The 22,941-nt window shown below is 63.6% G+C and carries 19 protein-coding genes; 14 read left to right on the top strand and 5 right to left on the bottom strand.

What is annotated here, in order from left to right; genetic code table 11:
- Positions 1-274: 274 nt before the first annotated feature.
- Positions 275-997, bottom strand: a complete 723-nt coding sequence (locus HU752_RS18865; protein ID WP_186679521.1) for a pirin family protein — start codon at positions 995-997, stop codon at positions 275-277.
- Between the two features lie 249 nt (positions 998-1,246).
- Between HU752_RS18865 and HU752_RS18860 the strand changes: the two genes are divergently transcribed.
- Complete coding sequence (locus tag HU752_RS18860) at positions 1,247-2,197, top strand: GlxA family transcriptional regulator (protein ID WP_186679522.1); 951 nt, start codon at positions 1,247-1,249, stop codon at positions 2,195-2,197.
- Positions 2,198-2,382: 185 nt separating this feature from the next.
- On the top strand, positions 2,383-3,834 hold the full coding sequence (locus HU752_RS18855; RefSeq protein ID WP_186679523.1) for an ATP-binding protein: 1,452 nt from the start codon (positions 2,383-2,385) through the stop codon (positions 3,832-3,834).
- Here HU752_RS18855 and HU752_RS18850 read toward each other — a convergent pair.
- Together HU752_RS18850 and HU752_RS18845 are read right to left on the bottom strand one after the other, a co-directional pair.
- Complete coding sequence (locus HU752_RS18850) at positions 3,826-6,612, bottom strand: ATP-binding protein (protein ID WP_186679524.1); 2,787 nt, start codon at positions 6,610-6,612, stop codon at positions 3,826-3,828. The two genes, HU752_RS18855 and HU752_RS18850, sit on opposite strands and share 9 nt — an antisense overlap.
- Positions 6,613-6,859: 247 nt before the next feature.
- Positions 6,860-7,315, bottom strand: a complete 456-nt coding sequence (locus HU752_RS18845; RefSeq protein ID WP_186679525.1) for a helix-turn-helix domain-containing protein — start codon at positions 7,313-7,315, stop codon at positions 6,860-6,862.
- Positions 7,316-7,565: 250 nt separating this feature from the next.
- Between HU752_RS18845 and HU752_RS18840 the strand changes: the two genes are divergently transcribed.
- The 4 genes from HU752_RS18840 to ycaC all read left to right on the top strand — a co-directional run bounded on the left by HU752_RS18840 (position 7,566) and on the right by ycaC (position 11,767).
- On the top strand, positions 7,566-8,489 hold the full coding sequence (locus HU752_RS18840; RefSeq protein WP_186679526.1) for a LysR family transcriptional regulator: 924 nt from the start codon (positions 7,566-7,568) through the stop codon (positions 8,487-8,489).
- A gap of 276 nt (positions 8,490-8,765) precedes the next feature.
- Entirely contained in the window at positions 8,766-9,182 is a 417-nt protein-coding gene (locus tag HU752_RS18835) for a DoxX family protein (protein WP_186679535.1), read from the top strand.
- Between the two features lie 48 nt (positions 9,183-9,230).
- Positions 9,231-11,069 carry an amidohydrolase gene (locus HU752_RS18830; protein WP_186679538.1) on the top strand — a complete coding sequence of 613 codons (1,839 nt, stop codon included), beginning with the start codon at positions 9,231-9,233 and terminating at the stop codon, positions 11,067-11,069.
- Positions 11,070-11,140: 71 nt separating this feature from the next.
- Positions 11,141-11,767 carry an isochorismate family cysteine hydrolase YcaC gene (gene ycaC, locus HU752_RS18825; RefSeq protein WP_054059284.1) on the top strand — a complete coding sequence of 209 codons (627 nt, stop codon included), beginning with the start codon at positions 11,141-11,143 and terminating at the stop codon, positions 11,765-11,767.
- Positions 11,768-11,872: 105 nt separating this feature from the next.
- Here the strand turns inward: ycaC and HU752_RS18820 are convergent, their stop codons facing one another.
- The gene (locus tag HU752_RS18820; RefSeq protein ID WP_186679541.1) at positions 11,873-12,892 is read right to left on the bottom strand and encodes an alpha/beta hydrolase; all 1,020 of its coding nucleotides are present in this window, start codon (positions 12,890-12,892) and stop codon (positions 11,873-11,875) included.
- A gap of 149 nt (positions 12,893-13,041) precedes the next feature.
- On the opposite strand from HU752_RS18820, the gene HU752_RS18815 reads away from it, so the two are divergent.
- Complete coding sequence (locus HU752_RS18815) at positions 13,042-13,938, top strand: LysR family transcriptional regulator (RefSeq protein WP_186679544.1); 897 nt, start codon at positions 13,042-13,044, stop codon at positions 13,936-13,938.
- 74 nt (positions 13,939-14,012) lie between these two features.
- A complete protein-coding gene (locus HU752_RS18810) occupies positions 14,013-14,636 on the top strand; it encodes a glutathione S-transferase family protein (RefSeq protein WP_186679547.1) in 624 nt (207 codons plus the stop codon).
- An 11-nt stretch (positions 14,637-14,647) separates the two neighbouring features.
- Here HU752_RS18810 and HU752_RS18805 read toward each other — a convergent pair whose 3' ends face one another.
- On the bottom strand, positions 14,648-16,822 hold the full coding sequence (locus HU752_RS18805; RefSeq protein ID WP_186679550.1) for a TonB-dependent siderophore receptor: 2,175 nt from the start codon (positions 16,820-16,822) through the stop codon (positions 14,648-14,650).
- A 160-nt stretch (positions 16,823-16,982) separates the two neighbouring features.
- Here HU752_RS18805 and HU752_RS18800 point away from each other — a divergent pair, with 160 nt between their 5' ends.
- The 6 genes from HU752_RS18800 to HU752_RS18775 all read left to right on the top strand — a co-directional run bounded on the left by HU752_RS18800 (position 16,983) and on the right by HU752_RS18775 (position 22,368).
- Complete coding sequence (locus HU752_RS18800) at positions 16,983-17,750, top strand: COG4705 family protein (protein WP_186679552.1); 768 nt, start codon at positions 16,983-16,985, stop codon at positions 17,748-17,750.
- Positions 17,751-17,780: 30 nt separating this feature from the next.
- A complete protein-coding gene (locus HU752_RS18795; RefSeq protein WP_186679554.1) occupies positions 17,781-18,215 on the top strand; it encodes a hypothetical protein in 435 nt (144 codons plus the stop codon).
- Positions 18,216-18,342: 127 nt separating this feature from the next.
- Positions 18,343-19,008, top strand: coding sequence for a response regulator (locus HU752_RS18790; protein WP_186679556.1), 666 nt, complete (start codon positions 18,343-18,345; stop codon positions 19,006-19,008).
- Positions 18,984-20,354, top strand: a complete 1,371-nt coding sequence (locus tag HU752_RS18785; protein ID WP_186679558.1) for a sensor histidine kinase — start codon at positions 18,984-18,986, stop codon at positions 20,352-20,354. Before HU752_RS18790 ends, HU752_RS18785 begins: the two co-directional genes overlap by 25 nt.
- A gap of 89 nt (positions 20,355-20,443) precedes the next feature.
- A complete protein-coding gene (locus HU752_RS18780) occupies positions 20,444-21,511 on the top strand; it encodes a DUF2157 domain-containing protein (protein WP_186679560.1) in 1,068 nt (355 codons plus the stop codon).
- Positions 21,508-22,368, top strand: coding sequence for a DUF4824 family protein (locus HU752_RS18775; RefSeq protein ID WP_186679562.1), 861 nt, complete (start codon positions 21,508-21,510; stop codon positions 22,366-22,368). Before HU752_RS18780 ends, HU752_RS18775 begins: the two co-directional genes overlap by 4 nt.
- Positions 22,369-22,941: the final 573 nt, after the last annotated feature.

The raw sequence follows: 22,941 nt of genomic DNA, 5'->3' as shown, positions 1-22,941 counted from the left end.
GGCAAGACTCGGCGATCGGATGTTCGAAAAGTAATCACTCCAGATGCAGTTTTCTTTTCTTGCGAACATTTACGCATTGCAAGTTTGTGAGGGAGTATTTTTGGCTATATTTTTTATTGCTATTGGCTATATTCACATGCTTGAAGTCGATCGGTGGTTTCGAAGCATGATGTTGCTGTTTCGCTGAAGTTGCTCTTGAAACTTCGGTTTAAATCTAAATGAGTCGTATTTAAAAATAGCCCGGGAGCAGTAAACCCCCGGGCTGTCTGTGGCCTCATGGCATCTGTGGCAGTTCTTCAGGCCGCAGGTCGAACACCAGGACCTCGGCATCCACCCCGTTGGCCAGGGTCAGCAGGCGTTCCTTGCGAACCCTTACACCGTCACCGGTCTGCAACATCAGGCCGTTGAGTTCGACGCTGCCGCGAGCGACGTGCACATAGGCGTAGCGGTTCTCGGCCAGTTCCAGGCTGGCGGTTTCCTTGCCGTCGAACAGGCCGGCATAGACCCGGGCATCCTGACGCACTTTCAACGAGCCATGTTTGCCGTCGGGGGAGATGATCAGCGCCAGGCGGCCGCGTTTCTGCTCTTCGCTGAAATGCTGCTGCTGATAACGCGGGGTGGCACCACTGACTTCGGGCACGATCCAGATCTGCAGGAAGTGCACCAGCTCGTTGTGCGAATGGTTGAACTCGCTGTGGGCCACGCCGGTACCGGCGCTCATCAGTTGCACATCACCGGGGCGGATCACCGAACCGGTGCCGAGGGTGTCCTTGTGTTCCAGGGCGCCTTCGAGCACGTAGGAGAAGATCTCCATGTCCCGGTGTGGATGCTGGCCGAAGCCCTTGCCGGCGGCGACCCGGTCATCGTTGATCACCAGCAGGTCGGAAAAGCCCTGCTCGTTGAGGTTGCGATAGTTGGCGAAGGAAAAGGTGTGGTACGACTTCAGCCAGCCATGGTTGGCAATACCGCGATCGGAAGCCTTGCGAAGCGTGAGCATGATGAATTCTCCTGGGGGGACGTTGATTCGTCCGAGTGAGGAGAAGCTTAATGTTTACTCATTGGTTAAATAAGTAGATGGAAACTGAAAGACCGTCTCCCTCTGGTTGACAGTGTGGGTCAACCCTCCTGTATGCTTCCTGTTCACCCCCTCTGCCCTGGGTAGCCATCCCCCGGACACCGTGTGGGCGCTGCTCCCTGATGCTCCTCCCTTGATGCGTCTCCTTGATAGTGAAGTGATGTCCAAACAATGAAAACCGTGGCTATGGTGCTGTTTCCAGACTTTCTCCTGCTCGACATGGCCGGGCCCATGGAGGTGTTTTCCATGGCCAATCGCTACCTCAAGCCCGCCGATCACTATCAGCTCGTGACCATCGGCAGTGAGCCGGGGTCGCTACGGGCGTCCAATGGCGTGCGGGTCGAAACCGACCTGGGCATTGACGAGGCGCCGGCGGCATACGATCTGCTGCTGGTGCCAGGTGGACCGGGGGGCTATAACAGGATCCATCCGCAATTGGTCGGTTGGCTGAAGCAGGCTGCCGAAAAGGCCATCAGCTATGGCTCGGTCTGTACCGGCGCTTTCGTGCTCGGGCATGCCGGTCTGCTCGACGGCCACCGGGTGACCACCCACTGGAACTACACCGAGCGTTTGATCAAGACCTTCCCCGCTGCCATCGTCGAGACGGATCGGATCTACCTGCGCGATCGCAAGCTGCTGACCTCCGGCGGGGTGACGGCCGGTATCGACCTGGCCCTGGCCATCGTGGCCGAAGATCACGGCAAGAAAGTCGCGCAGGATGTGGCGAAGGTACTGCTGGTGGTGATGAAGCGCCATGGCGGGCAGGCGCAGTTCAGTCCGCTGACCGCAGCGGTTGCTCCCCAGCAGACCCCCGTGACCTGGGTTCAGAACCACGTGCTCGAACACCTGGACGAAGCCTTCAGTGTGCAGAGCATGGCCGCCCTGGTGAACATGAGCCCCCGCCATTTTTCCCGGATGTTCGTTCGCGAGACCGGCATGACGCCCATGGCGTTCGTGCAGAGCGCCCGCATCGACTACGCCAGGAGCCTGCTGGAATCCACCGACCTGCCGCTCAAGACCGTGGCTTACAAGAGCGGCTTTGGCAGCGTGCGGCACATGCGCTTTCTGTTCGGCGAAAAGCTGGGTCTGACACCCATTCAGTACCGCGAACAGTTCAGCTGAGGCGGGTTTGTCCGCCTCGCGCACCGGGAAGTCCGTAACGCTCCCCCAGACACGGTTGTTCCGTCACGCCTGCCTGCCAAGATGGATGCGGATATTTCGCAAGGGAGGCGTGGGTCCGCTGGATCACTTCGCGCGTCGGTTCTTGCCGTGTCGAAGTCGTGCCCGGCCTGGGCCCGCGAGTGGACATGAGCAGCCTCAGACAATTGGAGGGCGATGCGCTGTTGCGCTTTGGCCCTTATGCCTTTCACCTGCGCCAACGGCTGGTGCTGGACGGTGAGCGCCCACTGCGCATGGGCGGCCGTGCGTTGGACATTCTGCAGATTCTGCTTGAGCACGCGGGCAGTGTGGTCAGCAAGGACGAACTGATCGCCCGCGTCTGGCCGACCTCGGTGGTCGAGGAAATCAACCTGCGCGTGCACATTGCCGCCTTGCGCCGGGCCCTCGGGGACGGTGAAGGCGGGCAGCGCTACATCATCAACGTCCCGCAGCGCGGCTACAGCTTCATCGCCTCGGTGCAGCGCGAACAGGTGGCGCTGCCGGTCTCGTCGGCAGTGGCCCTGAAGTCCGCGCACAATCTGCCCGCCCGACTGACGCCGGTGACCGGGCGCGATTCGTTGGTGGGCAGTCTGGTTCGACAACTGCCGGTGCGACGCTTCATGACCCTGGCAGGGCCTGCCGGGGTCGGCAAGAGTACGGTGGCGCTGCGCGTGGCCGAACTGCTGCTGCAGCACTATCGCGATGGCGTGTGGATGATCGACCTGGTCAGCCTCGACGATCCGGCGCAGGTGGTCGAACAGTTGGCCGATTGCCTTGACCTGGACCGCGACCTGCACGGTATCGCCGAACGGCATGCCCTGGTGGTGCTGGACAACTGCGGGCATCTGCGTGATGGCTGCCGCACCCTGGTCGAGCACTTGCTGGCCATCGCCCCGCGCTTGTCGCTGCTGGTCACCAGTCGTGAATCCCTGGGGGCTGGCGGCGAGTGTGTGCAGCGCTTGCCGCCGCTGGCCGTGCCGCCGGCCTCGGCGCTGCACAGCGTGGACGAGATGATGGGCTATTCGGCGGTTCAGCTGTTCGTCAGCCGGGCGCGGGCCTGCCAGCAGGGGTTTGTCCTGCGTGAGCGGGATCTGCTTGCGGTACGCGATATTTGTCGTCGACTCGATGGCTTGCCGCTGGCCATAGAACTGGCCGCGACCCAGATCAGTGCCCTGGCACTGGTAGGGCTGCAGGCCCAGCTCGGCAACTGTTTTCAACTGCTGACCCAGGGCCGCCGTACCGCCGAACCCCGGCACCAGACGCTCAAGGCGGCACTGGACTGGAGCTACGAGCGGCTGGAACCGCGGGAACAGATCCTCTTGCAGCGTCTGGCGGTGTTCAAGATGTGCTTCAACACCGAGGCGGCCATTGCGGTGGCAGGCGGTGAGTCGCTGGCTGCGGCGCAAGTGCCGGGGTTGCTGGCCAGCCTGGCGGACAAGTCGTTGCTGGCGCTGGAGCAGGGCACCGGCATGCCCCGCTACCGGCTGCTCAATACCACCCGCACCTATGCCCTGGAACAGCTGGCGCGTACTGGGCAGCAGCCTGCGTGGGAGCGGCGCCATGCCGAGTATCTGCGCCAGGCGGAGCGGGTCTCAGGCTGACCGGCGTGGCTCCAGCGTCTGGAGCAACTGGGCGGCGTCGAGCAGGTCCGGCATGTTGCAGCCTTCGCCGAACCGTCCATGCACCGCTGCGAGCAGCTCGTGGGCCGCGCAGTAGCGCCCCTGCTGTTGCCATAACCGCGCCAGCGAGGTCGCGCTACGCAGTTCCCAGGTCAGCGCGCCCTGGTCCTGTGCCACGCTGATGGCCTTGAGCAACAGACTCTCAGCCGCGTCCATCTGGCGCTGTGCCAGCAGTTTTTCCGCCTGTGCGCGCAGGATCTCCGCGCTGCTCCAGCCGGCCGCGCCGCTTTCGGCGCGCTCGAACAAGGTGTCGTCGATGAAACGGCTGTCGAGGGTGACCATGATTTCCTTCACCAGGCCGCTGTTGGTCGGCATCAGGTTGGCCGGTGGTTGCATGGCAAGCACCTGGGCGTACTGCAATCCCCAGTTCTGGAACAGTGCCACCGAGTGCTTCTGCGCCTGCTCCAGCAGCAGTTGCAGCAGCTCCCGGGCGGTACCGATATCGCCGTTGTAGTAGGGAATCAGGCAGCCAGACAGGGCCAGGGTGTAGCAGATGGACGTGCCATGGTTGACCTGCAGGGCAAGGTCCAGCGCCTGGCGGGCGGTGCGCCAGGCCTGCTCGGGCAGGCCCTGCAGCCAGAGAATGCGGGCCAGCACGGTCAGGGCCGCGACGCTCTGGTCGTACTGCACGCCAAAGTCGCGGGTGAAACGGTTGACGTGATCGTTCTGGGCCAGGCGTTGCAGCACCTGTTCGGCAAGCGCCCGGGCGCGCGTCTGGTCGCCGGAATAGTGCAGTGCCAGCACTCGCAGACGCTGGGTGCCAAGCGACAGTGGGGTATCGCTGAGCGCCAGTTGGTCGAATTGCCGGCTCTGCTCCAGGGCCAGCCGGTAGTTGCCACTGCTGAGGTTGGCGGTCATGTGACCGGACACGGCCTTGAGCTGGCCACCGAGATCACCATGGTACTCGGCCAGGGCCTGGGCACTGCTGAAGCTGGCAATGGTTTCGGCGCTGCCGCCATGGGTGTGATAGCAGGCATTGCCCAGGGCCAGCTTGAGCGCGATGGTCAGGTGCGGGCTGGGACGACTCATTCTCTCCAGCAACTGGAGGGCCTTGCGCACATGATCGCCTTGCTCCTTGGGCAAGGACAGCTCCTGCCACAGTGGTGCCGAGGCGGCTGTCAGGCGGATCGCCAGGCCTTGTGGCCCGTTCGGCCCCAGGCCCCACTCCAAGGCCGCGCGCAGGTCTTCCAGGCCGCGAGCATAGCGTTCGATCCAGCGTTCGGTCGGGGTACTTTCCCACTCGGCCTGGGCCTGTTCCATCAGGGCCAGGCAGCGTTCGGCGTGGCGCCGCCGGGTGCCCGGCAGCTCGCAGGCCAGTTCGAGTTTTTCCAGGGCATAGCTGCGGGTGGTGTCGAGCAGCCGGTAGAACACGTCCTCGTCGCCGACCTCGACGTTCAGCAGCGACTTGGCGACCAGTTGCGTGATGGCGGCGAACACCTCGCTGACCTCGACGTTCGCCCCCATGATCACTGCGGCGGCCGAGGCCAGGGTGAATCCGCCGCGGAATATCCCCAGGCGGCGCAGGCAGGTCTGTTCGGTAGGGCTGAGCAGTTCAAAGCTCCAGTCCAGGGTCGCGCGCAGGGTCTGGTGGCGCCCCAGCGGCGCATGGCTGCCCTGGGTCAACAGGCGAAAGCTGTCCTGCAATTGCGCGAGCAGGCCGTGCAGGCCCAGGTCTGCGACCTGGGCGGCGGCCAGCTCGATGGCCAGTGGAATGCCGTCCAGGCGCCGGCAGATCTCGATGGCCTGTGGCAGATGTTCCTGGGTCAGTTCGAAGCTGTCCTGGGAGGCCATGGCGCGCTCGACGAACAACTGCAGGGCCGGGAAGTCCAGCGCCCGCTCACGGTCCAGGGTGGCCAGCAGAGGCGGGCAATCCAGTGATTCCAGGCGCTGTACGAATTCGCCCTCGGCCCGCAGGCTTTCGCGGCTGGTCGCCAGGATATGGACCTGTGGCGCACCACGCAGAAGGCTTTCGCACAGCGGAGCGACGGCATCGAGCAGGTGCTCGCAGTTGTCGATCACCAGCAGCATCTGCCGTTCGCGCAGGCAGGCGACGATACTGGCAGTCGGCTCGTTTTCCGGTAGCGGCACCTCAAGCAGCGTCGCCAGGTGCGTGGCGACCATCGCCGGGTTGTCGAGGGGGGCCAGGTCGAGCAGGCGGATCCCATCGCGGTAGTGGCCGATCAGCTGTTCGGCGACGCTCAGGGCCACGGTGGTCTTGCCGATGCCACCGGGGCCGACCAGGGTGATGAAACGCTGGTGCGAGAAATGCCGGACCATGCCGGCCAGCAGCGCCTGGCGACCGATCATGCGGGTTCGGCGCACGGGCAGGTTATGGCTGACCGGTGCTCCGTCCTCGGGCTGTTGCTCGATCATGTCCAATTGGCAGGGGGCGACGAAGCTGTAGCCACGCTGGGCAACGGTGACGATGTAGCGTTGCCCGGCCTGGCCGTCGCCCAGGGCCTTGCGCAGCGCCGCCATGTGCACGCGCAGGTTGATGTCCTCGACCACGCTGTCGGGCCAGACCCGGGCGATCAGTTCCTGCTTGCTGACCAACTGCCCGGCGTGTTCGAGCAGGATCAGCAGGATGTCCATGGCACGCCGGCCCAGTCGCAGCGGGCGATCGCCCTCCATGATCAGGCGCTGTGCGGGATAGGTTCGATAAGGGCCGAAACGCACGGCCTGCTCGAGTGAAAGGGTCAACGGGTCGCTCCTGCTCGCTTTTTTCTTCTGAATGCCCCCGTGCTCTGTCGACAGAGGGGGCGCATGACCCGGAGCGCACGCAAGGCCCCTGTCTATCACGCAATACCCGTGCATATTCCTCAGGTTTGGGCGGTTGTGCAATGTGGTGGCAGGTTGACTACTCGCAGAAGGGGAAGGCGGCCACCCGTTTCACGACGGATGGCAACCGGATTGCAGGGGATGGCAGCGTAAAGGGCAATGCGGGCAATTATTGTGCGCCAGGTCGCTCGACATAGCACAGGTGGCGCTCGCCACGCCGGGAAGGACGGGCGGCCAACTGTTGACCGCGCCAGGCAAACGGATTGATCCCTTCGCTGCGCGTAAAAATGTGGCAGAAGTACGCCTGGTCGCAGAAGCCGCATTCGAGGCTGATCTGCGTCAGGCTCAGGTCGGTTTCACGAATCAGCTGCTTGGCCCGGGCGATCCGCTGCTGGCGAATCCAGTCCTGGGGCGAGAGCCCGGTGCTGCACTTGAAGGCGCGCGAGAAATGGCTGCGTGACAGCGAACAGGCGCGGGCCAGCTCGCTGATCTCCAGGGTTTCGCTCAAGCGCTCGAGGATCAGTTGCTTGACCAGGTTTTCCCGGCGCGGCGACAGGCCGCCGGGAGCCGGGGTAGGGGTTTCGCTGGCGCGGGTCGCCGCACCGGTGTGCTGTATCTGAACCATGACCAAAGTCCGTGTCGGGGGGAGAGGCGCTGGCACACAGCACGTTGAGTCAGCACCGTCCCACGGGGAATACCGGTAGGGGTTGAGGTCACCATTCTTGGATGAGGGGCGTTAAGGGGCGAGTTAAACGTTGTTAATTCCGCCTCGGCGGGTACGCCTGGCAAGTCAGCACATCCTTTCAAGTATCGGGATGGGGCGCCGATGGATACTGGAGGATCGCCCCAGGCTGACTCGCGAGGAGAGAGTGCCGATGAACCGAAATGACCTGCGCCGCGTCGACATGAACCTGCTGGTGATTTTCGAAGCCCTGATGTTTGAAAAGAACCTGACCCGGGTGGCGGAAAAGCTCTTCATGGGCCAACCAGCCGTAAGCGCCGCGCTGGGGCGTCTGCGCGACCTGTTCGACGATCCGCTGCTGCTGCGCAACGGTCGCGGCATGGAACCGACGGCACGGGCCCTGGCGATTCTCAAGGAGCTGCAGCCGGCGATGGACACTATCTCCGGGGCGGTCAGCCGGGCCAAGGACTTCGACCCGGCCACCAGTCGCGACGTGTTTCGCATCGGCCTGTCCGACGACGCCGAGTTTGGTCTTTTCCCGCCATTGCTGAGCCAGCTGCGTGAAGAGGCGCCGGGCATCATCGTCGTGGTGCGTCGGGCCAACTACCTGTTGATGCCCTCGCTGCTGGCTTCCGGGGAGATCTCCGTCGGTGTCAGCTACACCACCGAACTGCCGGCCAATGCCAAGCGCAAGATGCTGCGCGACATTCCCTGCAAGGTGCTGCGCGGCGACGATCGCCCAGGGCCGCTGACCCTGGACGAATACTGCGAGCGCCCCCACGCGATGGTGTCGTTCTCCGGCGACCTGAGCGGCAACATCGACCTGGACCTGGCGAAGATCGGTCGCAGCCGCCGTGTAGTGCTGGGCGTGCCGCAGTTCAGCGGGTTGCGGGCGCTGCTGGCGGGCACCGAGATGATCGCCACCGTGCCCGACTATGCCGCCTGTGCCCTGGTCGAAGGCTGCGCCCTGCGGGCCGAGGATCCACCGTTCGAGATCGATGCGGCGCAGCTCTCGATGGCCTGGAGCGGCGTGCACGACAACGACCCGGCCGAGCGCTGGCTGCGTTCGCGGATTGCGCAATTCATGTCCGCCCCGCTGGATATTCCTCCACCCTAGCGGTCAGGTGGGGCTTGTTCGCGGATAAATCCGGCTCCCACAAGGTACCGTGCCGCCCACAAATCGTGTGATCAACGCAAACTGTGGGAGCCGGATTTATCCGCGAACAGGCCCGCACGCCTTGCCATGCCTCCAGGGCGCTCGCAATGAACACTTGACGGCGCTCTTGCGGAAAGAGAGCACGTACATTCAATTTTTCCGCAGCCCGCACCCGCACTATCGCTGAACAGTCCGGCCTCCCTGATGCCGGTGGTTTCTTTTGGTGATGGGTGGATCATGAACGCTTCGTGCTGGAATGAACGGGCGCAGGCCCTCGGATTGCTGTTCATGCGCGTCAGCGCCGCGGTGTTTCTGCTGTGGGTCCATGGCCTGCCGAAACTGCTGCACTACAGCACCGAGCTGCAGAACATCGAAGACCCCTTCCACCTGGGGGCAAACCTGACCCTGATGCTGGCGATCTTCGCCGAAGTGTTCTGCCCGCTGCTGATCATCGCCGGCGTGCTGGTGCGCCTGGCGTGCTTGCCTATTCTCTCTGTGTTGCTGGTGGCCCTGGTGTTCGTGCACCCGGAGTGGACGATCGCCGAGGGCCAGTTCGCCTGGCTGCTGCTGATCCTCTTCACCAGCCTTTTCATCGCCGGTCCCGGACGACTGGCGCTCAACCATCGTTTCGCCGGGATCTGGCGCATTGCCTGAGCCGCTGGCGAACCTTTTTTTCACTCATACCCTGTCGAAGGAGAAGCGATGAACGCCGATCTGATTCTGTTCAATGGTCTGTTCCATACCGTTGACCGTGAGAAACCCCGCGCCAGCGCCGTGGCCATCCGTGAAGGCCGTTTCGTCGCGGTCGGCACCGATGCCGAGGCCATGGCCCTGAGGGGTTCGGACACCCAGCTCATCGACCTCAAGGGCCGTTGCGTGATCCCGGGTCTGAACGACTCGCACCTGCACCTGATCCGTGGTGGCCTGAACTACAACCTCGAACTGCGCTGGGAAGGCGTGCCGTCGTTGGCCGACGCCCTGCGCATGCTCAAGGACCAGGCTGACCGCACCCCAACCCCGCAGTGGGTACGTGTGGTGGGTGGCTGGAACGAGTTCCAGTTCGCCGAGAAACGCATGCCGACCCTGGAAGAACTCAACCAGGCCGCACCTGACACCCCGGTGTTCGTACTGCACCTGTACGACCGCGCCTTGCTCAACCGCGCGGCCCTGCGGGTGGTCGGCTACACCCGTGACACCCCGAACCCGCCAGGTGGCGAGATCGTGCGTGACAGCAACGGCGAGCCGACCGGCATGCTGGTGGCCCGCCCGAACGCGATGATTCTCTACTCGACCCTGGCCAAGGGGCCCAAGCTGCCCCTGGAGTACCAGGTCAACTCGACCCGCCAGTTCATGCGCGAACTCAATCGCCTGGGCCTGACCAGCGCGATCGACGCCGGTGGCGGTTTCCAGAACTACCCCGATGACTACCAGGTGATCGAGCAGCTGGCCAAGGAACAGCAGTTGACGGTGCGCATCGCCTACAACCTGTTCACCCAGAAGCCCAAGGAAGAACTGGCCGACTTCAAGAACTGGACCGGTAGCGTCAAGCTGCACCAGGGCGATGACTTCCTGCGCCACAACGGCGCTGGCGAGATGCTGGTGTTCTCCGCCGCCGACTTCGAGGATTTCCTCGAGCCGCGTCCGGACCTGCCAGCCAGCATGGAGGCCGACCTGGAGCCTGTGGTCCGCCACCTGGTCGAGCATCGCTGGCCGTTCCGCCTGCACGCCACCTACAACGAATCCATCAGCCGCATGCTCGATGTATTCGAGAAGGTCAACCGTGACATTCCGTTCAACGGCCTGCCCTGGTTCTTCGACCATGCCGAAACCATTACCCCGCAGAACATCGAGCGTGTTCGTGCGCTGGGCGGTGGTATCGCGATCCAGGACCGCATGGCGTTCCAGGGCGAGTACTTCGTCGATCGCTACGGTTCCAAGGCTGCCGAAGCCACGCCACCGATCAAGCGCATGCTGGCCGAAGGTGTGCCGGTCGGTGCCGGTACCGACGCCACCCGCGTGTCCAGCTACAACCCGTGGACCTCGCTGTACTGGCTGGTCAGCGGTCGTACCGTGGGCGGCCTGGCGCTCTACGAGGAAGGCCTGTCGCGCGAAACCGCACTGGAACTGTTCACCCATGGCAGCGCCTGGTTCTCCTCCGAACAGGGCAAGAAAGGCCAGATCAAGGTCGGTCAGCTGGCTGACCTGGCGGCCCTGAGCGCTGACTTCTTCAGCGTCGAGGAAGAAGCGATCAAGTGGATCGAGTCGGTGCTGACCGTGGTTGGCGGCAAGGTGGTCTACGCCGCCGAGAACTTCGAGAAGCTGGGCCCGGGCAACCTGCCGGTGCTGCCGGACTGGTCGCCAGTGGCCAAGGTGCCAGGGCACTGGCGTCAGAATGCGCCGATGCAGGCGCAAGTCCACCTGTGCAGCGGCCCTTGTGCCGTACACGCCCATGGTCATGAGCGGGCCCGTCATTCGAACGTGCCGATCAGCGACTTCCAGGGCTTCTGGGGCGCCTTCGGCTGTTCCTGCTTCGCCTTCTGATTTCCCACCCCTCGGCGCCGGTCATGCTGGCCGGCGCCACAACTCGTCCCTACCCATGATGGAGTCTCGAAATGAGTAACGTTCCTTACAAACGCCTGGACAAAAATGATGCGGTGGTTCTGCTGGTCGACCACCAGACCGGCCTGATCTCGCTGGTACAGGACTTCTCGCCGAACGAGTTCAAGAACAACGTGCTGGCCCTGGCCGACTGCGCCAAGTTCTTCAACCTGCCCACCATCCTGACCACCAGCTTCGAACAGGGCCCCAACGGCCCGCTGGTTCCAGAGCTGAAGGAAATGTTCCCGGACGCGCCCTACATCGCCCGTCCAGGCCAGATCAACGCCTGGGACAACGAAGACTTCGTCAAGGCGATCAAGGCCACCGGCCGCAAGCAACTGATCATCGCTGGTGTGGTGACCGACGTTTGCGTGGCGTTCCCAACCCTGTCGGCGCTGGCTGAAGGCTTCGACGTGTTCGTCGTGACCGATGCTTCCGGCACCTTCAACGACACCGTGCAACAGGCTGCCTGGAACCGCATGACTCAAGCCGGCGCGCAGATGATGAACTGGTTCGCAGTGGCCTGTGAGCTGCACCGTGACTGGCGCAACGACATCGAAGGCCTGGGCAACCTGCTGTCGCAGCGTATCCCGAACTACCGCAACCTGATGAACAGCTACGCGGCGCTGACAGCCAAGTAAGCTTTTTTGCGATAACGCAAAACCCGCCGCAACGAGCCCTCTCGTTGCGGCGGGTTTTTCTGCATGGAAGGGTCATCCTTGACCGCTCGTTTTTCGTTTGCGGGCTTACTTCAGGTGGGTCTTGAGTTCCAGGGCCGCCTGACGCATCGCCGCTTTCACTTCAGGAATCCCGTTCAGCGGGTTGAGCAGGCCGAAGTCGTGGATCATGCCGTTGTAGCGCACGCTGGTCACTGGCACACCGGCCGCATCCAGGTGACGGGCATAGGCTTCGCCTTCGTCACGCAGCACGTCGAATTCGGCGGTCTGCACCAGCGCTGGCGGCAGGCCGCGAAGCTGTTCGGTGCTGGCCTGCAGAGGCGAGGCGTGGATCTGTGCCCGCTCGGCGCTGTCGGTGGTGTAGTTGTCCCAGAACCACTTCATCATGCCCTTGGTCAGGAAGTGCCCCTCGGCGAACTGCTGGTACGACGCCGTTTCGAAGTGCGCATCGGTCACCGGCCACAGCAGCAGTTGGAAGCGCAGTTGCGGGGTCTTGCGTTCCTTGGCCATCAGCGCCACGACTGCCGCCATGTTGCCGCCGACGCTGTTGCCGGCCACCGCCAGGCGCTTGCTGTCGACACCGATGTCCTTGCCGTGCTCGGCGACCCATTCGGTGGCGCCGTAGGCCTGGTTGATCGCGGTCGGGTAGCGCGCTTCCGGCGACGGCGTGTAGTCGACGTAGACCGCTACCGCTCCGGAGTCGACCACCAGGTCGCGGATCAGGCGCTGGTGAGTCGGGAAATCACCCAGTACCCAGCCGCCGCCGTGGAAGAACATGAACGCGGGCAGCGGGCCCTTGACCTTGGCCGGGCGAACGATCTTCAGGGTGACCGGCTGGCCGTTGACCTGAATCGAGCGCTCGCTGACTTCGATACCCGAGAGGTCGACCTTCACCGAAGCCTGTGCGCCGGTCAGTACCGCCCGGGCGTCACGGGGGCTCAGTTGCTCCAGGGGACCGCCACCGCCAGCGGCGAGGGCATCGAGGAAGGCCTGGGTGTTATGTTCGACACCGGTGCTGCCGGCGGCGAAGGCCTGGCCAACGCTCAGGGCCAGCAGGGTAGTGGTCAGGGTCTTTTGTACGATGTTCATGGTGAAATCCTTTTGATTTGATTGATCTGCGTTAAGTGCGTTTGGCGACCGTCTCAGTGGCTGTCGCTGCAACGTGTGAACAGATTAATGGGATGCCAGAACATGAAAAAGCGGCTATAAAGCGTTTTACTGTCAACCAGGGAGTGACAATGAACCCCTTCGAAGATATGCGTATTTTCTGCCAGGTGATGGACTCCGGCAGCTTCACTTCCGCGGCCGACCAGTTGGGTCTGTCCAAGCAGTTCGTCAGTCGGCGCCTGATGCAACTCGAAGAGCGCCTGGGGGTCCGGCTGCTCAACCGTTCGACCCGGCGCCTGGATGTCACGCCCCTGGGCCAGAGCTACTACGAGTCGGCCCTGCGCCTGCTGGCCGAGGTCGAACAGGTGGAACAGGGCATCGCCGGCCAGACTGCGGAGCCGCGCGGCACCATTCGCCTGAGTGCACCGTTGTCGTTCGCCCTGGCGCACCTGGGTTGCCTGCTGCCGCCGTTCCTGCAGCGTTATGGCGAAGTCAGCGTCGAGGTCGATCTCAGCGACCGGCCGGTGGACCTGCTCGGTGAGGGGTATGACCTGGCGCTGCGGATCGGTACGCTCGAGGACTCGACGTTGATCGCCCGCCGCATCGCCAGCATCGACCGGGTGTATTGCGCCAGCCCCGAGTACCTCGCCGAGCGCGGCACGCCACACAAGCCTGACGACCTGCATTTCCACGACTGCCTGCCGTACGGCCACGGCCGTCAGGTGCAGTGGCGTTTCACCGGGCCGGGCAAGCCGGTGGTGGTCAACGTCACCGGGCGGATGCGGGTCAACAACGGTGACCTGCTCAGGGACGCCGCCATTGCCGGCATGGGGATCACCTATCTGCCGCTGTTCATCGTCGGTTCGGCATTGGAGGAGGGGCGCCTGGTACCGGTATTGAATGACCTGCGCCCCGAGCCGCTGGTGCTGTCGGCGGTGTACCCGCAGCACCGCCAGGCCTCGCGGCCGGTGCAGGCGTTCATCGAGTTCCTGCGCGAGCGGCTGGACCGCATCGAGGGCCGGTCCTAAACGTCGCGTTCAGGATTTCCCGTGGGTAGGGTAATGTCGGCGGGGCGGGTACTCACCGATCATAAGGAGATGGAATGCTGCAGATATTGGGTAAGGCCTCATCGATCAATGTGCGCAAGGTGCTCTGGACCTGCGCCGAGTTGCAGATACCTTTCGAGCGCCAGGACTGGGGCTCCGGTTTCAGGGAGACCCACAACCCTGAATTCATGGCCTTGAACCCCAATGCCATGGTGCCGGTGATCGATGACGAGGGTTTCGTCCTGTGGGAGTCCAACACCATCATCAGGTACCTGGCGAACCAGGCCAACGCCCTGCACCTGTACCCCGCAGACGCAAAGGCCAGGGCACGGGTGGATCAATGGATGGACTGGCAGGCCACCGACTTCAACAAGTCCTGGGGCTATGCCTTCATGTCGCTGGTTCGGCGCAGCCCTGCCCACCAGGACCCTGAAGCGCTTGCAGAGGGTTGTCGGCAATGGTCCAGGCACATGGCGATCCTTGACCGGCAGCTCGAGGCGACGGGCGCGTACGTCAGCGGCGGCGAGTTCTCGCTGGCGGACATTCCGATCGGGCTGTCGGTGAACCGCTGGTTCGAGACCCCGCTGGCCCATCCGGACTTTCCCGCCGTCAGCGCGTATTACGAACGCCTGAGCCAGCGTGCCGGGTTCCGCCTGCATGGGCGAAACGGCACGCCGTGAGGTTGATGTCCTCAGAAATTGACTGAGGCACTCAGGCGCGCCGTCAGCGGCGCGCCCTGGAACAGGTAGTCGTCGCCGATGTACTCGCCGACATCACGCCAGTAGCGTTTGTCGAACAGGTTGTCCACGGTCAGGCGGAACACCGTGTCATAGCCGTCGATACGGGTGCTGTAGCGGCTGCCGACGTTGAAGATCGCATAGGCGCCGGTTTCGACTCCACCTTCATGGCTGGCGTACTTGCGACCGCTGTATTGCATACCGCCGAGCAGCGCCAGGCCATCGACCCAGGGTAGGGCGTAGTCGCCGGACAGGCTGGCGCGCAGCCGCGGCACGTTGATCGCCTGGTGCCCCTCGTAGCTCGGCGTGCCGGTGTCGGTGACCCGTGCCCGAATCGCCGCGACGCTGGCGGCGATCTGCAGGCGCTGGGTCGCCCAGCCATTGGCCGACAGCTCCAGGCCGGTGTTCTTCTGCTGGCCCTGCTGGACGAAGGTGAAGTCGCCGTTGCCGTCAGGCTTGGCGTACTGGTAGCCCTGGCGGATCTGGAACAGGGCGGCGGCGAGGGTCATGCGGCGCCAGTCGTACTTGATCCCGGCTTCGATCTGGTGCGAGAGGGTCGGGGCCAGGGTTTCGTACTGATTGGTGGCGAACCACGGCGCGGTACCTCCCAGGGACAGGCCCTTGCTGTAGCGGGTATACAGCGACAGGTCTTCGATCGGCTTGTAGATCAGTGCGGCCTCGGGCAGGAACACGTATTGCCGGGTATGCCGGGTGGTTTCGCCGGCCTGGTCGAAGGTCCGTTCGTCCAGGCGCACTTCACGGCCTCCAATGATCGTCTGCCACTGTTCGTTGAAGTGGATGCGGTCCGTGGCGAATAGACCGTACTGGCGGCTGTCCAGATGGCGGTAGGAGGGGCCGATGGCGCCGTCGTAACGCGGGAAGTTCTCAGGGTCACTGCCGATGTTGCCGCTGCCGATCATCTCGTTGATCGCATCGTGCTGGTCGACCACACGCCGGAAGGCGCTGGTACCCACGGTCAGTTCGTGCCCAAGGCCGCCGGCGTCGAAATGGCCACTGAGGGCGGCCTGGATCTCGTCGTTGCGCCGGGTATCGTCGGGACTGCGGAAGTCGTAGATGTCGTAGTTGCCTTCAGGACTGAAGTAGTTGGGGACCTTGGCTGTTCCACAACTGGTCGAGCCATAGCACCCCCAGGCAAACGAACTGTAGTCATCGATCACCACCCGGCTGCGCGAAGCGCTCAGGCTGCCTTTCCAACTGTCGTTGAAGTGGTACTCGAACAGACCGTTGATGTTCAGCGCATCGCTGCCCACCTGCGGCGAACCGCTCTGGTGGCCCAGCAGCTTGCGTGGCGAGGCACCGTGGGGCAGCTCGGTGCCGCCAAGCAACTGGTAGCCGGGGGCCGAGCGCTGCTGCTTGTTCTGGTACTCGACGTCCAGTTGCAGCAGGGTGTCGGGGCTGATGTTCCAGTCGAAGGCCAGGGAAGCGAAATCGCGCTTGCCGTTGGTGTGCTCGATGTAGGAATGGATGTCTTCATGGGCCACGTTGGCCCGCAGGCCAAACTGCTGCTCGGGACCGAACCAGCCGCCGACATCGGTGGCCAGGTAGCCGCTGCCGCGGTCGTCGGTGGACACGGTGACCGAGCGCACATCGGCCGGGCGCTTGGTCACGTAGTTGATCACACCGCCCGGTTCGCTGGCGCCGCTTTCAAGGCCCGACAGGCCCTTGAGCACTTCGACCTGCTGCTTGTTCTCAAGGCCCACGTTCTGCTCACCCGTGATGCTGCGGCCATTGATCCGGTAGCTGTTGGCGGCGTTCAGGGCAAAGCCGCGCACGTTGAAGTTCTCGTAGTAGCCGACCGGCGCGTAGCTCTGGCCTACCGCCGCGTCGTTGCGCAGCACTTCACTGAGCAGGCGCGCCTGCTGGTCCTTGATCAACGAATCGGTGATGACCGAAACCGAGGCCGGCGTATCACGCAGGGGGGCACTGTCGAACCCGGCCACCGAGGCGCTGTCGGCGCGGTAGCCACTGTTGTCCTCACCCACCACATTGACTGCCGGCAACTGGGTCTCAGCGGCCTGTGTCGCCGGCAGGCTGGCAGCCATCAGCAGCCCAAGGGCCAGCCGCGGGGCGAAGGGGCCCTGGCCCAGGTGGCGATAAGCCTTGTCCATCAACGATTCCTCGACATCCACTCTGCAAAAGCGCGCCATCATACAGAAGGGACGATTGAGCGGTCGGCAAATCAACCGAGGGGCTCAGTTCCAGCTAAGTCTTGCCAAGTAATCTGCCCACCAGCGCCAGTCGTGGCGTTGCCAGGGAGAGATCACTCACATGAAGCCGCTAACCGGAGCCGACTGGCTCAACAAAGTCCCCGAAGTAACGCTGTCGTTCTGGGTCATCAAGATCATGTCCACCACCGTGGGCGAAACCGCCGCCGACTATCTCGCCGTCGATGCCGGGCTGGGGCAGGGGGTGACCAGCATCGGCATGGCCGTACTGCTGGCCATCGCGCTGTTCGGGCAACTGCGCAGCCGTGCCTATACCCCGTGGATCTACTGGTTGACCGTGGTGCTGGTGAGCATCGTCGGCACGCAGATCACCGATGTGCTCACCGACAAGCTGGGCGTCAGCCTGTATGCCAGTACGGCGGTGTTCGCCGGGCTGTTGGCGGCCAACTTCCTGATCTGGTTCAGGACCGAGCGCAGCCTGTCGATCAACGACATCGTCACCCTGCGCCGCGAGTGCTTCTACTGGGCCACGGTGCTGTGCACCTTTGCCTTGGGCACTGCGGCCGGCGATCTGGCGACCGAGGCCCTGGGCCTGGGCTTCAGCCTCGGCGCCGTGGTGTTCGCCGCCCTGATCGGCGCGACCCTGGTTGCCTGGCGCCTGGGAGGCAACGCAGTGCTGACCTTCTGGATCGCCTACATCCTGACCCGGCCGTTCGGTGCTTCCCTGGGCGACCTGCTGACCCAGGCCAAGACCTACGGCGGCCTCGGCATGGGCGCGATGTGGACCAGCGCGATCTTCCTCAGCGTCATCCTGCTGCTGGTCGGCGTCGCGCAGATCGGCAGCAGCCAGCGCAAAGCCCTTTCCAACTGATTTCACTCAACGTTCAATCAAGGATTCATCATGACCCCTCTTCGCAGTCTCGTTCGTAAAGCCGCCATCCTGTCCGCCATCGCCCTGCTGAGCCTGGCCACCGCTTGCTCGAAGTCGCCCGACGCACCCAAGACCGGTACGACGGAACAGGCTGACGCGAGCCGCACCGCACCGAGCAAGCTGGGTGACCTGTCGGCGTTCCAGAGCATCGCCAGCCAGGTCTCCGGCCTGGTCGACCAGAACGACCTGGCCGGTGCCAAGGCGCGTATCAAGGACCTGGAAATGGCCTGGGACTCCGCCGAAGCCGGCATCAAGCCCCGAGCGGCCAGCGACTGGCACCTGCTGGACAAGGCCATCGACAACGCCCTGGAAGCCCTGCGTGCCAGCAGCCCGAAACAGGCCGACTGCAAGGCCGCCATGGCGGATCTGCTGAAGGCTTTTGCCACCCTGCAAGGGACCCAGTGAACCCAGGTCAGGTGAAGGCTTGAGGGCGGACCGATAAAACGGTTCGCGCCGCGCGCCACAGATGCTTCAATGCAGGCTCGGCACCGGTTGCACGGTGGCCGGGCCTTGCTGGTTGTCGGAGAGGAACATGCGGATACTGCTGGTCGAGGATGATGCGATGATCGCCGAGGCGATCCAGGCGGCCCTGAAGGATGCCGGTTATGCCACCGATTGGCTGGGCAATGGCCTGACCGCCCTGGCAGCGCTGGACACTCAGCACTACGACCTGGTGCTGCTAGATCTGGGCCTGCCGGGCAAGGATGGGCTGGATGTGCTCGACGGCATCCGCCGGGTCGGCAACGCGGTGCCGCTGCTGATCATCACCGCCCGCGACAACCTCGATGAGCGCCTGCGGGGGCTCGACAGTGGTGCCGACGACTTCCTGCTCAAGCCGTTCGAAATGTCCGAACTGCTGGCGCGCATGCGTGCCGTGTTGCGACGCAAGGGCGGTACGGCGCTGTCGCTGCTGAGCAATGGCGTGGTCAGTCTGGACCTGGTGTCCAAGCAGGCCAGCACCGCCGAACATTCCGAGGTGCAGTTGTCGAACCGCGAGTTCTCGTTGCTGCAGGCGCTGCTGATTCGGCCGGGAGCGATCCTATCCCGGGCCGATCTGGAGGACCGTCTCTATGGGTGGGGCAACGAGGTGGAAAGCAATGCGGTGGAGTTTCTGATTCATGCGCTGCGGCGCAAGCTGGGCAGCCAGGTCATCAAGAACGTCAGGGGAATGGGATGGATGGTTTCAAAAGGCGCCTGAACGAGTCGGTCCAGCTCAGGCTGTCCATCGTCCTGTCGCTGGCGATCCTGCTGGTTGCTGGAGTCGCCGGCGGCTTTGCCTTCGTCTCGGCGTTCGATGAGGCACTGGAGTTGCAGGACAACACCCTGCGCCAGGTGGCGGTGCTGGTCGAACGCCAGAACATGACACTGAAACCGTCGGCGGTCACCACGCCGATCAAGGACGATGACGAGGAGTCACGGGTCATCGTCCAGTACCTGGCCGATGGTGCGAAGGCCTCGGGCAATGTCGATGATGGTGGTCCGCTGCCGTTGCCGGCCAGCCTGGCCGATGGCTTGAGTACCCTGGAGGTGGGCGGCGAGCCGTTTCGTGTGCTGGTCAAGACCCTGGCCGGTGGCGAACGGATCGCCGTGGCCCAGGAGACCGGTGCGCGCGACCAGGATGCCCGGGAAAGTGCCTGGCGTGGCCTGTTGCCGTTCCTGATCCTGCTGCCGGTGCTGTTGCTGGTGGTGGCGGACCTGGTGGGCAAGCTGTTTCGACCGATCGCGTTGCTGGCGCAGGAGGTCGACCGGCGCAGCGAACAGGATCTGCACCCGATGGATGAGCAGCACCTGCCCAGTGAAATCCGCTCCTTCGTACGAGCCATCAATCGCCTTTTGGAGCGGGTGGCGCGGTCGATGGACAGCCAGCGGCGCTTTGTCGCCGATGCGGCCCATGAGCTGCGCTCGCCGTTGACCGCGTTATCGCTGCAGGCCGAGCGCCTGGCGGCGGCCGAGCTGTCGGAGGCGGCCCGTGAGCGCCTGCATCCGCTGCAGCGCGGGATCGAACGCGGCAAGAGCCTGATTGACCAATTGCTGGCCCTGGCCACGGCGCAGTCGAGTCCGAACCGGGTCCCTGAATCGATATCAGTACATGGTATGTACCGTCGCGTACTGGAGGACCTGCTGCCGCTGGCTGAACTCAAGGAGATCGATATCGGCGTGGACGGTGATCAGGATCAGCAGGTGGCGATCAGCGAGCAGGACTTGCTGGCGATTGTCCGTAACCTGGTCGATAACGCCATTCGCTATACCCCGGTCGGCGGGCGGGTGGACCTGTCGGTCAATGGCGGGCAGGGCGGGGTGGTGCTGCAGGTCAGCGACAGTGGTCCGGGGATAGCGGTCGAGGAGCGCGAGCGGGTATTCGATCCGTTCTACCGCTGCCTGGGCAACGAGGGCACCGGCTCCGGCCTGGGGCTGTCGATCATCAGGGCGATTGCCGAGCGTATCGGTGCACGAATCCGACTGGACTACACCGATGAGGCGCGGCGCCGGGGCTTGAGGGTATCGGTATGGCTTGCCTCGCAGCCTGTGGAGGCTTCTGTATAAACGGGGCGCCATGCAGGGGAAATTGCGCATAGCATGGGCACTTGGGGAGGCGGGCGTATGGGACTCGCCCCCGGTCAATGGAATGCCGAATGAGTGTACTTACCCAAACAGAAGCCCAGCAGCGCGCCGACGACATACGCGTTTTCCAGTTGGAGCTGGGCCGACTTGAGCACGAAGGCGTGCTGCAACTCTCCGCCGAGCAGCAGAGCGCGCTGACCAGCCATCATCAGGCGCTGCTCGCCAACTACCGCGATACTTTCGATATCGACCTGACCAGCGGTTCCCGGCAGTTGTCGATGGGCATGCGCATTGCCTCGTTTCTCGGGGCACTGGCACTGGCGGCCAGCGTGTTCTTTCTCTTCTACCGCTTCTGGGGCACGTTCTCGACCGTGGCGCAGGTCGTCACGCTGGTGCTGGCCCCTCTGGTGACCTTCATCGGCACGATCTGGCTGCAAGGACGCGACAGCACCGGCTATTTCACCCAGTTGGCGGCGATGGTCGCCTTCGCCTGCTTCGTGCTCGATATCAGTATGCTGGGCCAGGTCTTCAACATCACGCCCTCCGACAAGGCCTTCGTCGTCTGGGGCGCGTTCGCGCTGTTGCTGGCCTACAGCTGCAACCTGCGCCTGCTGTTGTTGGCCGCGATCCTCTGCCTGGCAGGCTTTGTCGCCGCACGGGTGGGTACCTGGTCGGGTATGTACTGGTTGGACATGGGCGACAGCCCGGAGAACTTCTTCCCGGCAGCCGCGTTGCTCGCGCTCGCCGCGCAGTTCTTGCCGCACAAGCGCTTCCCCGGTTTTGCCATGACTTACCGGGTGTCCGCGCTCCTGGCCCTGCTGGTGCCGGTGCTGATCCTGGCCCATTGGGGGGAGGGCAGCTACCTGGCGTTCGAGCCGAAGCGGATCGAACACGGCTATCAGGTGGCGGGTTTCCTGCTCAGTGCCGCCGCGATCTGGCTGGGGATCCGCCGGCATTGGCCGGATGTGGTCAACACCGGCGTGACCTTCTTCGTGATCTTCCTGTTCACCAAGTTTTATGACTGGTGGTGGGAGACCTTGCCCAAGTACCTGTTCTTCTTTCTGGTCGGCCTGGCGGCTGTATTGGCGTTGGTCGTGCTCAGGAAGCTGAGGGCGCCGCAGTCCAGAGGTGTTCAATGATCAAGTGGACAAGCCGTTACACACTGATGGCCGGCGTGACGCTGATTCTGGTGACGCATGCTGTGGTGCTGTCGGGAGTGGCGTATAACCGCAGCGGTACGCCGCAAGCACAACTGAACCTGTCCCAGCGCGAATTGCAGTTGCCCTATCGCGATGACGCCGACAACAGCGGCCTGTCGCTGAACTTGCGTCTACGGGGTTTGCACCCCTACGAGAATGCCTATTCCGATCCGGGCGACGTGACGGTCTGGTTGGACAAGGACAAGCTGGCGAGCCTGGGCTTCGATGTCTCCAGGCCCTACGAGACGCAGTACAGGAGCAGTCGCTACACCAAGCGCTTCTCACGGTCGGTGTTCCTGGCGTTCGAATTCAATGGCCCTGCCTATCAGCGTGCCCTCGAGAAGGCCCGGGCATACGAGGCTCGGGAAGCGCGCAAGGGCGCCTCGAAAAATACCCTGGAGGCGGCCAGCCGGTCGCTGGCCTTCGAATTGAATGGCAACAGTCGACTGTTCCTGATCGATGCCGGGCAGGACGCCCAGGCCTTGCGGGCGAAGTACCCGGACACCCATCGGTACCTGATCCTCCCCGGCAGGATCGAACCTCTGGTCCTCGACAGTACCGAGAGCCGGCCACGGCTGCTGACGGGGCGGGTCACCGAGGTCGATGTGGAAAAGATCAACGTACCGGCGGCCTTCAGCAGCCAGCTTGAGCCGATACGGCAACGGATAAAGGGACAACGCTACGAGGATCGCGAAAGCGACGCCTTCGGCTTCCGTGCGACGGTGTCCTTTGGACAACGGTTCGAGCCGTGGCTCGTTGAACTGAGCCCAACGCAGGCGCCCCCTCATCCGGAGTGAAGGGGCTGGTTGTGTCGAGGATCAGGTCGGAGAGATGGTAGCCAGCAAGCCGATCGCGATGGTCAGTAGCAGGAAGCCGCCAAGGAAAATTGCCATTTTGCCCATGATTTCAGGCCTCCTGAGCCAAGGAATTGCGGTGCAGCGAACAGTGAGTCATATCGAACTCTCCCCTCAAACGCGACCCGGGACGCCGGGCGGTGACTTATTGTCAGGGGAAATCTGATCCCGATACAGATTCAGGTAGTGAAGAAAAATACGGATCAGATGGCATTTGCGAGGGTGGTACAGTACTTGTGGTGAGCGGCAGCTTGCGGTCGAAGTCGCTCTTTTTCACGCTGCCGAAGGCCATGTGTGGGGCGAGGGTGCTGTAGCTGTTGATGAACACCTGTGGTGAGCGGGCTTGCCCGCGCTCGGCTGCAAGGCAGCCGCAAAATCAGCCACCTCGGTTTTCCTGATAGACCGAGGTGGCTGGTTATGGGGGCGCTTTGCGCCCCAGCGCGGGCAAGCCCGCTCGCCACGGAGTGCGGCAACTCGCGGTCGAAGTCGCTCTCTTTCACGCTGCCGAAGGCTATG

The sequence above is a fragment of the Pseudomonas vanderleydeniana genome (assembly GCF_014268755.2).
Classification (GTDB): Bacteria; Pseudomonadota; Gammaproteobacteria; order Pseudomonadales; family Pseudomonadaceae; genus Aquipseudomonas; species Aquipseudomonas vanderleydeniana.
The sequence above is the reverse complement of the archived record's forward strand: the minus strand, read 5'-3'. Positions and strand labels throughout refer to the sequence as shown.

Excerpts from the sequence above, each read along its gene's own strand:
- HU752_RS18835 (WP_186679535.1), top strand. The coding sequence starts at position 8,766 with ATGAACGCTTCGTGCTGGAATGAACGGGCGCAGGCCCTCGGATTGCTG.
- HU752_RS18820 (WP_186679541.1), bottom strand. The coding sequence starts at position 12,892 with ATGAACATCGTACAAAAGACCCTGACCACTACCCTGCTGGCCCTGAGC.
- HU752_RS18805 (WP_186679550.1), bottom strand. The coding sequence starts at position 16,822 with ATGGACAAGGCTTATCGCCACCTGGGCCAGGGCCCCTTCGCCCCGCGG.
- HU752_RS18855 (WP_186679523.1), top strand. The coding sequence starts at position 2,383 with ATGAGCAGCCTCAGACAATTGGAGGGCGATGCGCTGTTGCGCTTTGGC.
- HU752_RS18830 (WP_186679538.1), top strand. The coding sequence starts at position 9,231 with ATGAACGCCGATCTGATTCTGTTCAATGGTCTGTTCCATACCGTTGAC.
- HU752_RS18800 (WP_186679552.1), top strand. The coding sequence starts at position 16,983 with ATGAAGCCGCTAACCGGAGCCGACTGGCTCAACAAAGTCCCCGAAGTA.
- HU752_RS18840 (WP_186679526.1), top strand. The coding sequence starts at position 7,566 with ATGAACCGAAATGACCTGCGCCGCGTCGACATGAACCTGCTGGTGATT.
- HU752_RS18845 (WP_186679525.1), bottom strand. The coding sequence starts at position 7,315 with ATGGTTCAGATACAGCACACCGGTGCGGCGACCCGCGCCAGCGAAACC.
- HU752_RS18785 (WP_186679558.1), top strand. The coding sequence starts at position 18,984 with ATGGATGGTTTCAAAAGGCGCCTGAACGAGTCGGTCCAGCTCAGGCTG.
- HU752_RS18795 (WP_186679554.1), top strand. The coding sequence starts at position 17,781 with ATGACCCCTCTTCGCAGTCTCGTTCGTAAAGCCGCCATCCTGTCCGCC.
- HU752_RS18810 (WP_186679547.1), top strand. The coding sequence starts at position 14,013 with ATGCTGCAGATATTGGGTAAGGCCTCATCGATCAATGTGCGCAAGGTG.
- HU752_RS18815 (WP_186679544.1), top strand. The coding sequence starts at position 13,042 with ATGAACCCCTTCGAAGATATGCGTATTTTCTGCCAGGTGATGGACTCC.
- HU752_RS18865 (WP_186679521.1), bottom strand. The coding sequence starts at position 997 with ATGCTCACGCTTCGCAAGGCTTCCGATCGCGGTATTGCCAACCATGGC.
- HU752_RS18860 (WP_186679522.1), top strand. The coding sequence starts at position 1,247 with ATGAAAACCGTGGCTATGGTGCTGTTTCCAGACTTTCTCCTGCTCGAC.
- ycaC (WP_054059284.1), top strand. The coding sequence starts at position 11,141 with ATGAGTAACGTTCCTTACAAACGCCTGGACAAAAATGATGCGGTGGTT.
- HU752_RS18790 (WP_186679556.1), top strand. The coding sequence starts at position 18,343 with ATGCGGATACTGCTGGTCGAGGATGATGCGATGATCGCCGAGGCGATC.
- HU752_RS18775 (WP_186679562.1), top strand. The coding sequence starts at position 21,508 with ATGATCAAGTGGACAAGCCGTTACACACTGATGGCCGGCGTGACGCTG.
- HU752_RS18780 (WP_186679560.1), top strand. The coding sequence starts at position 20,444 with ATGAGTGTACTTACCCAAACAGAAGCCCAGCAGCGCGCCGACGACATA.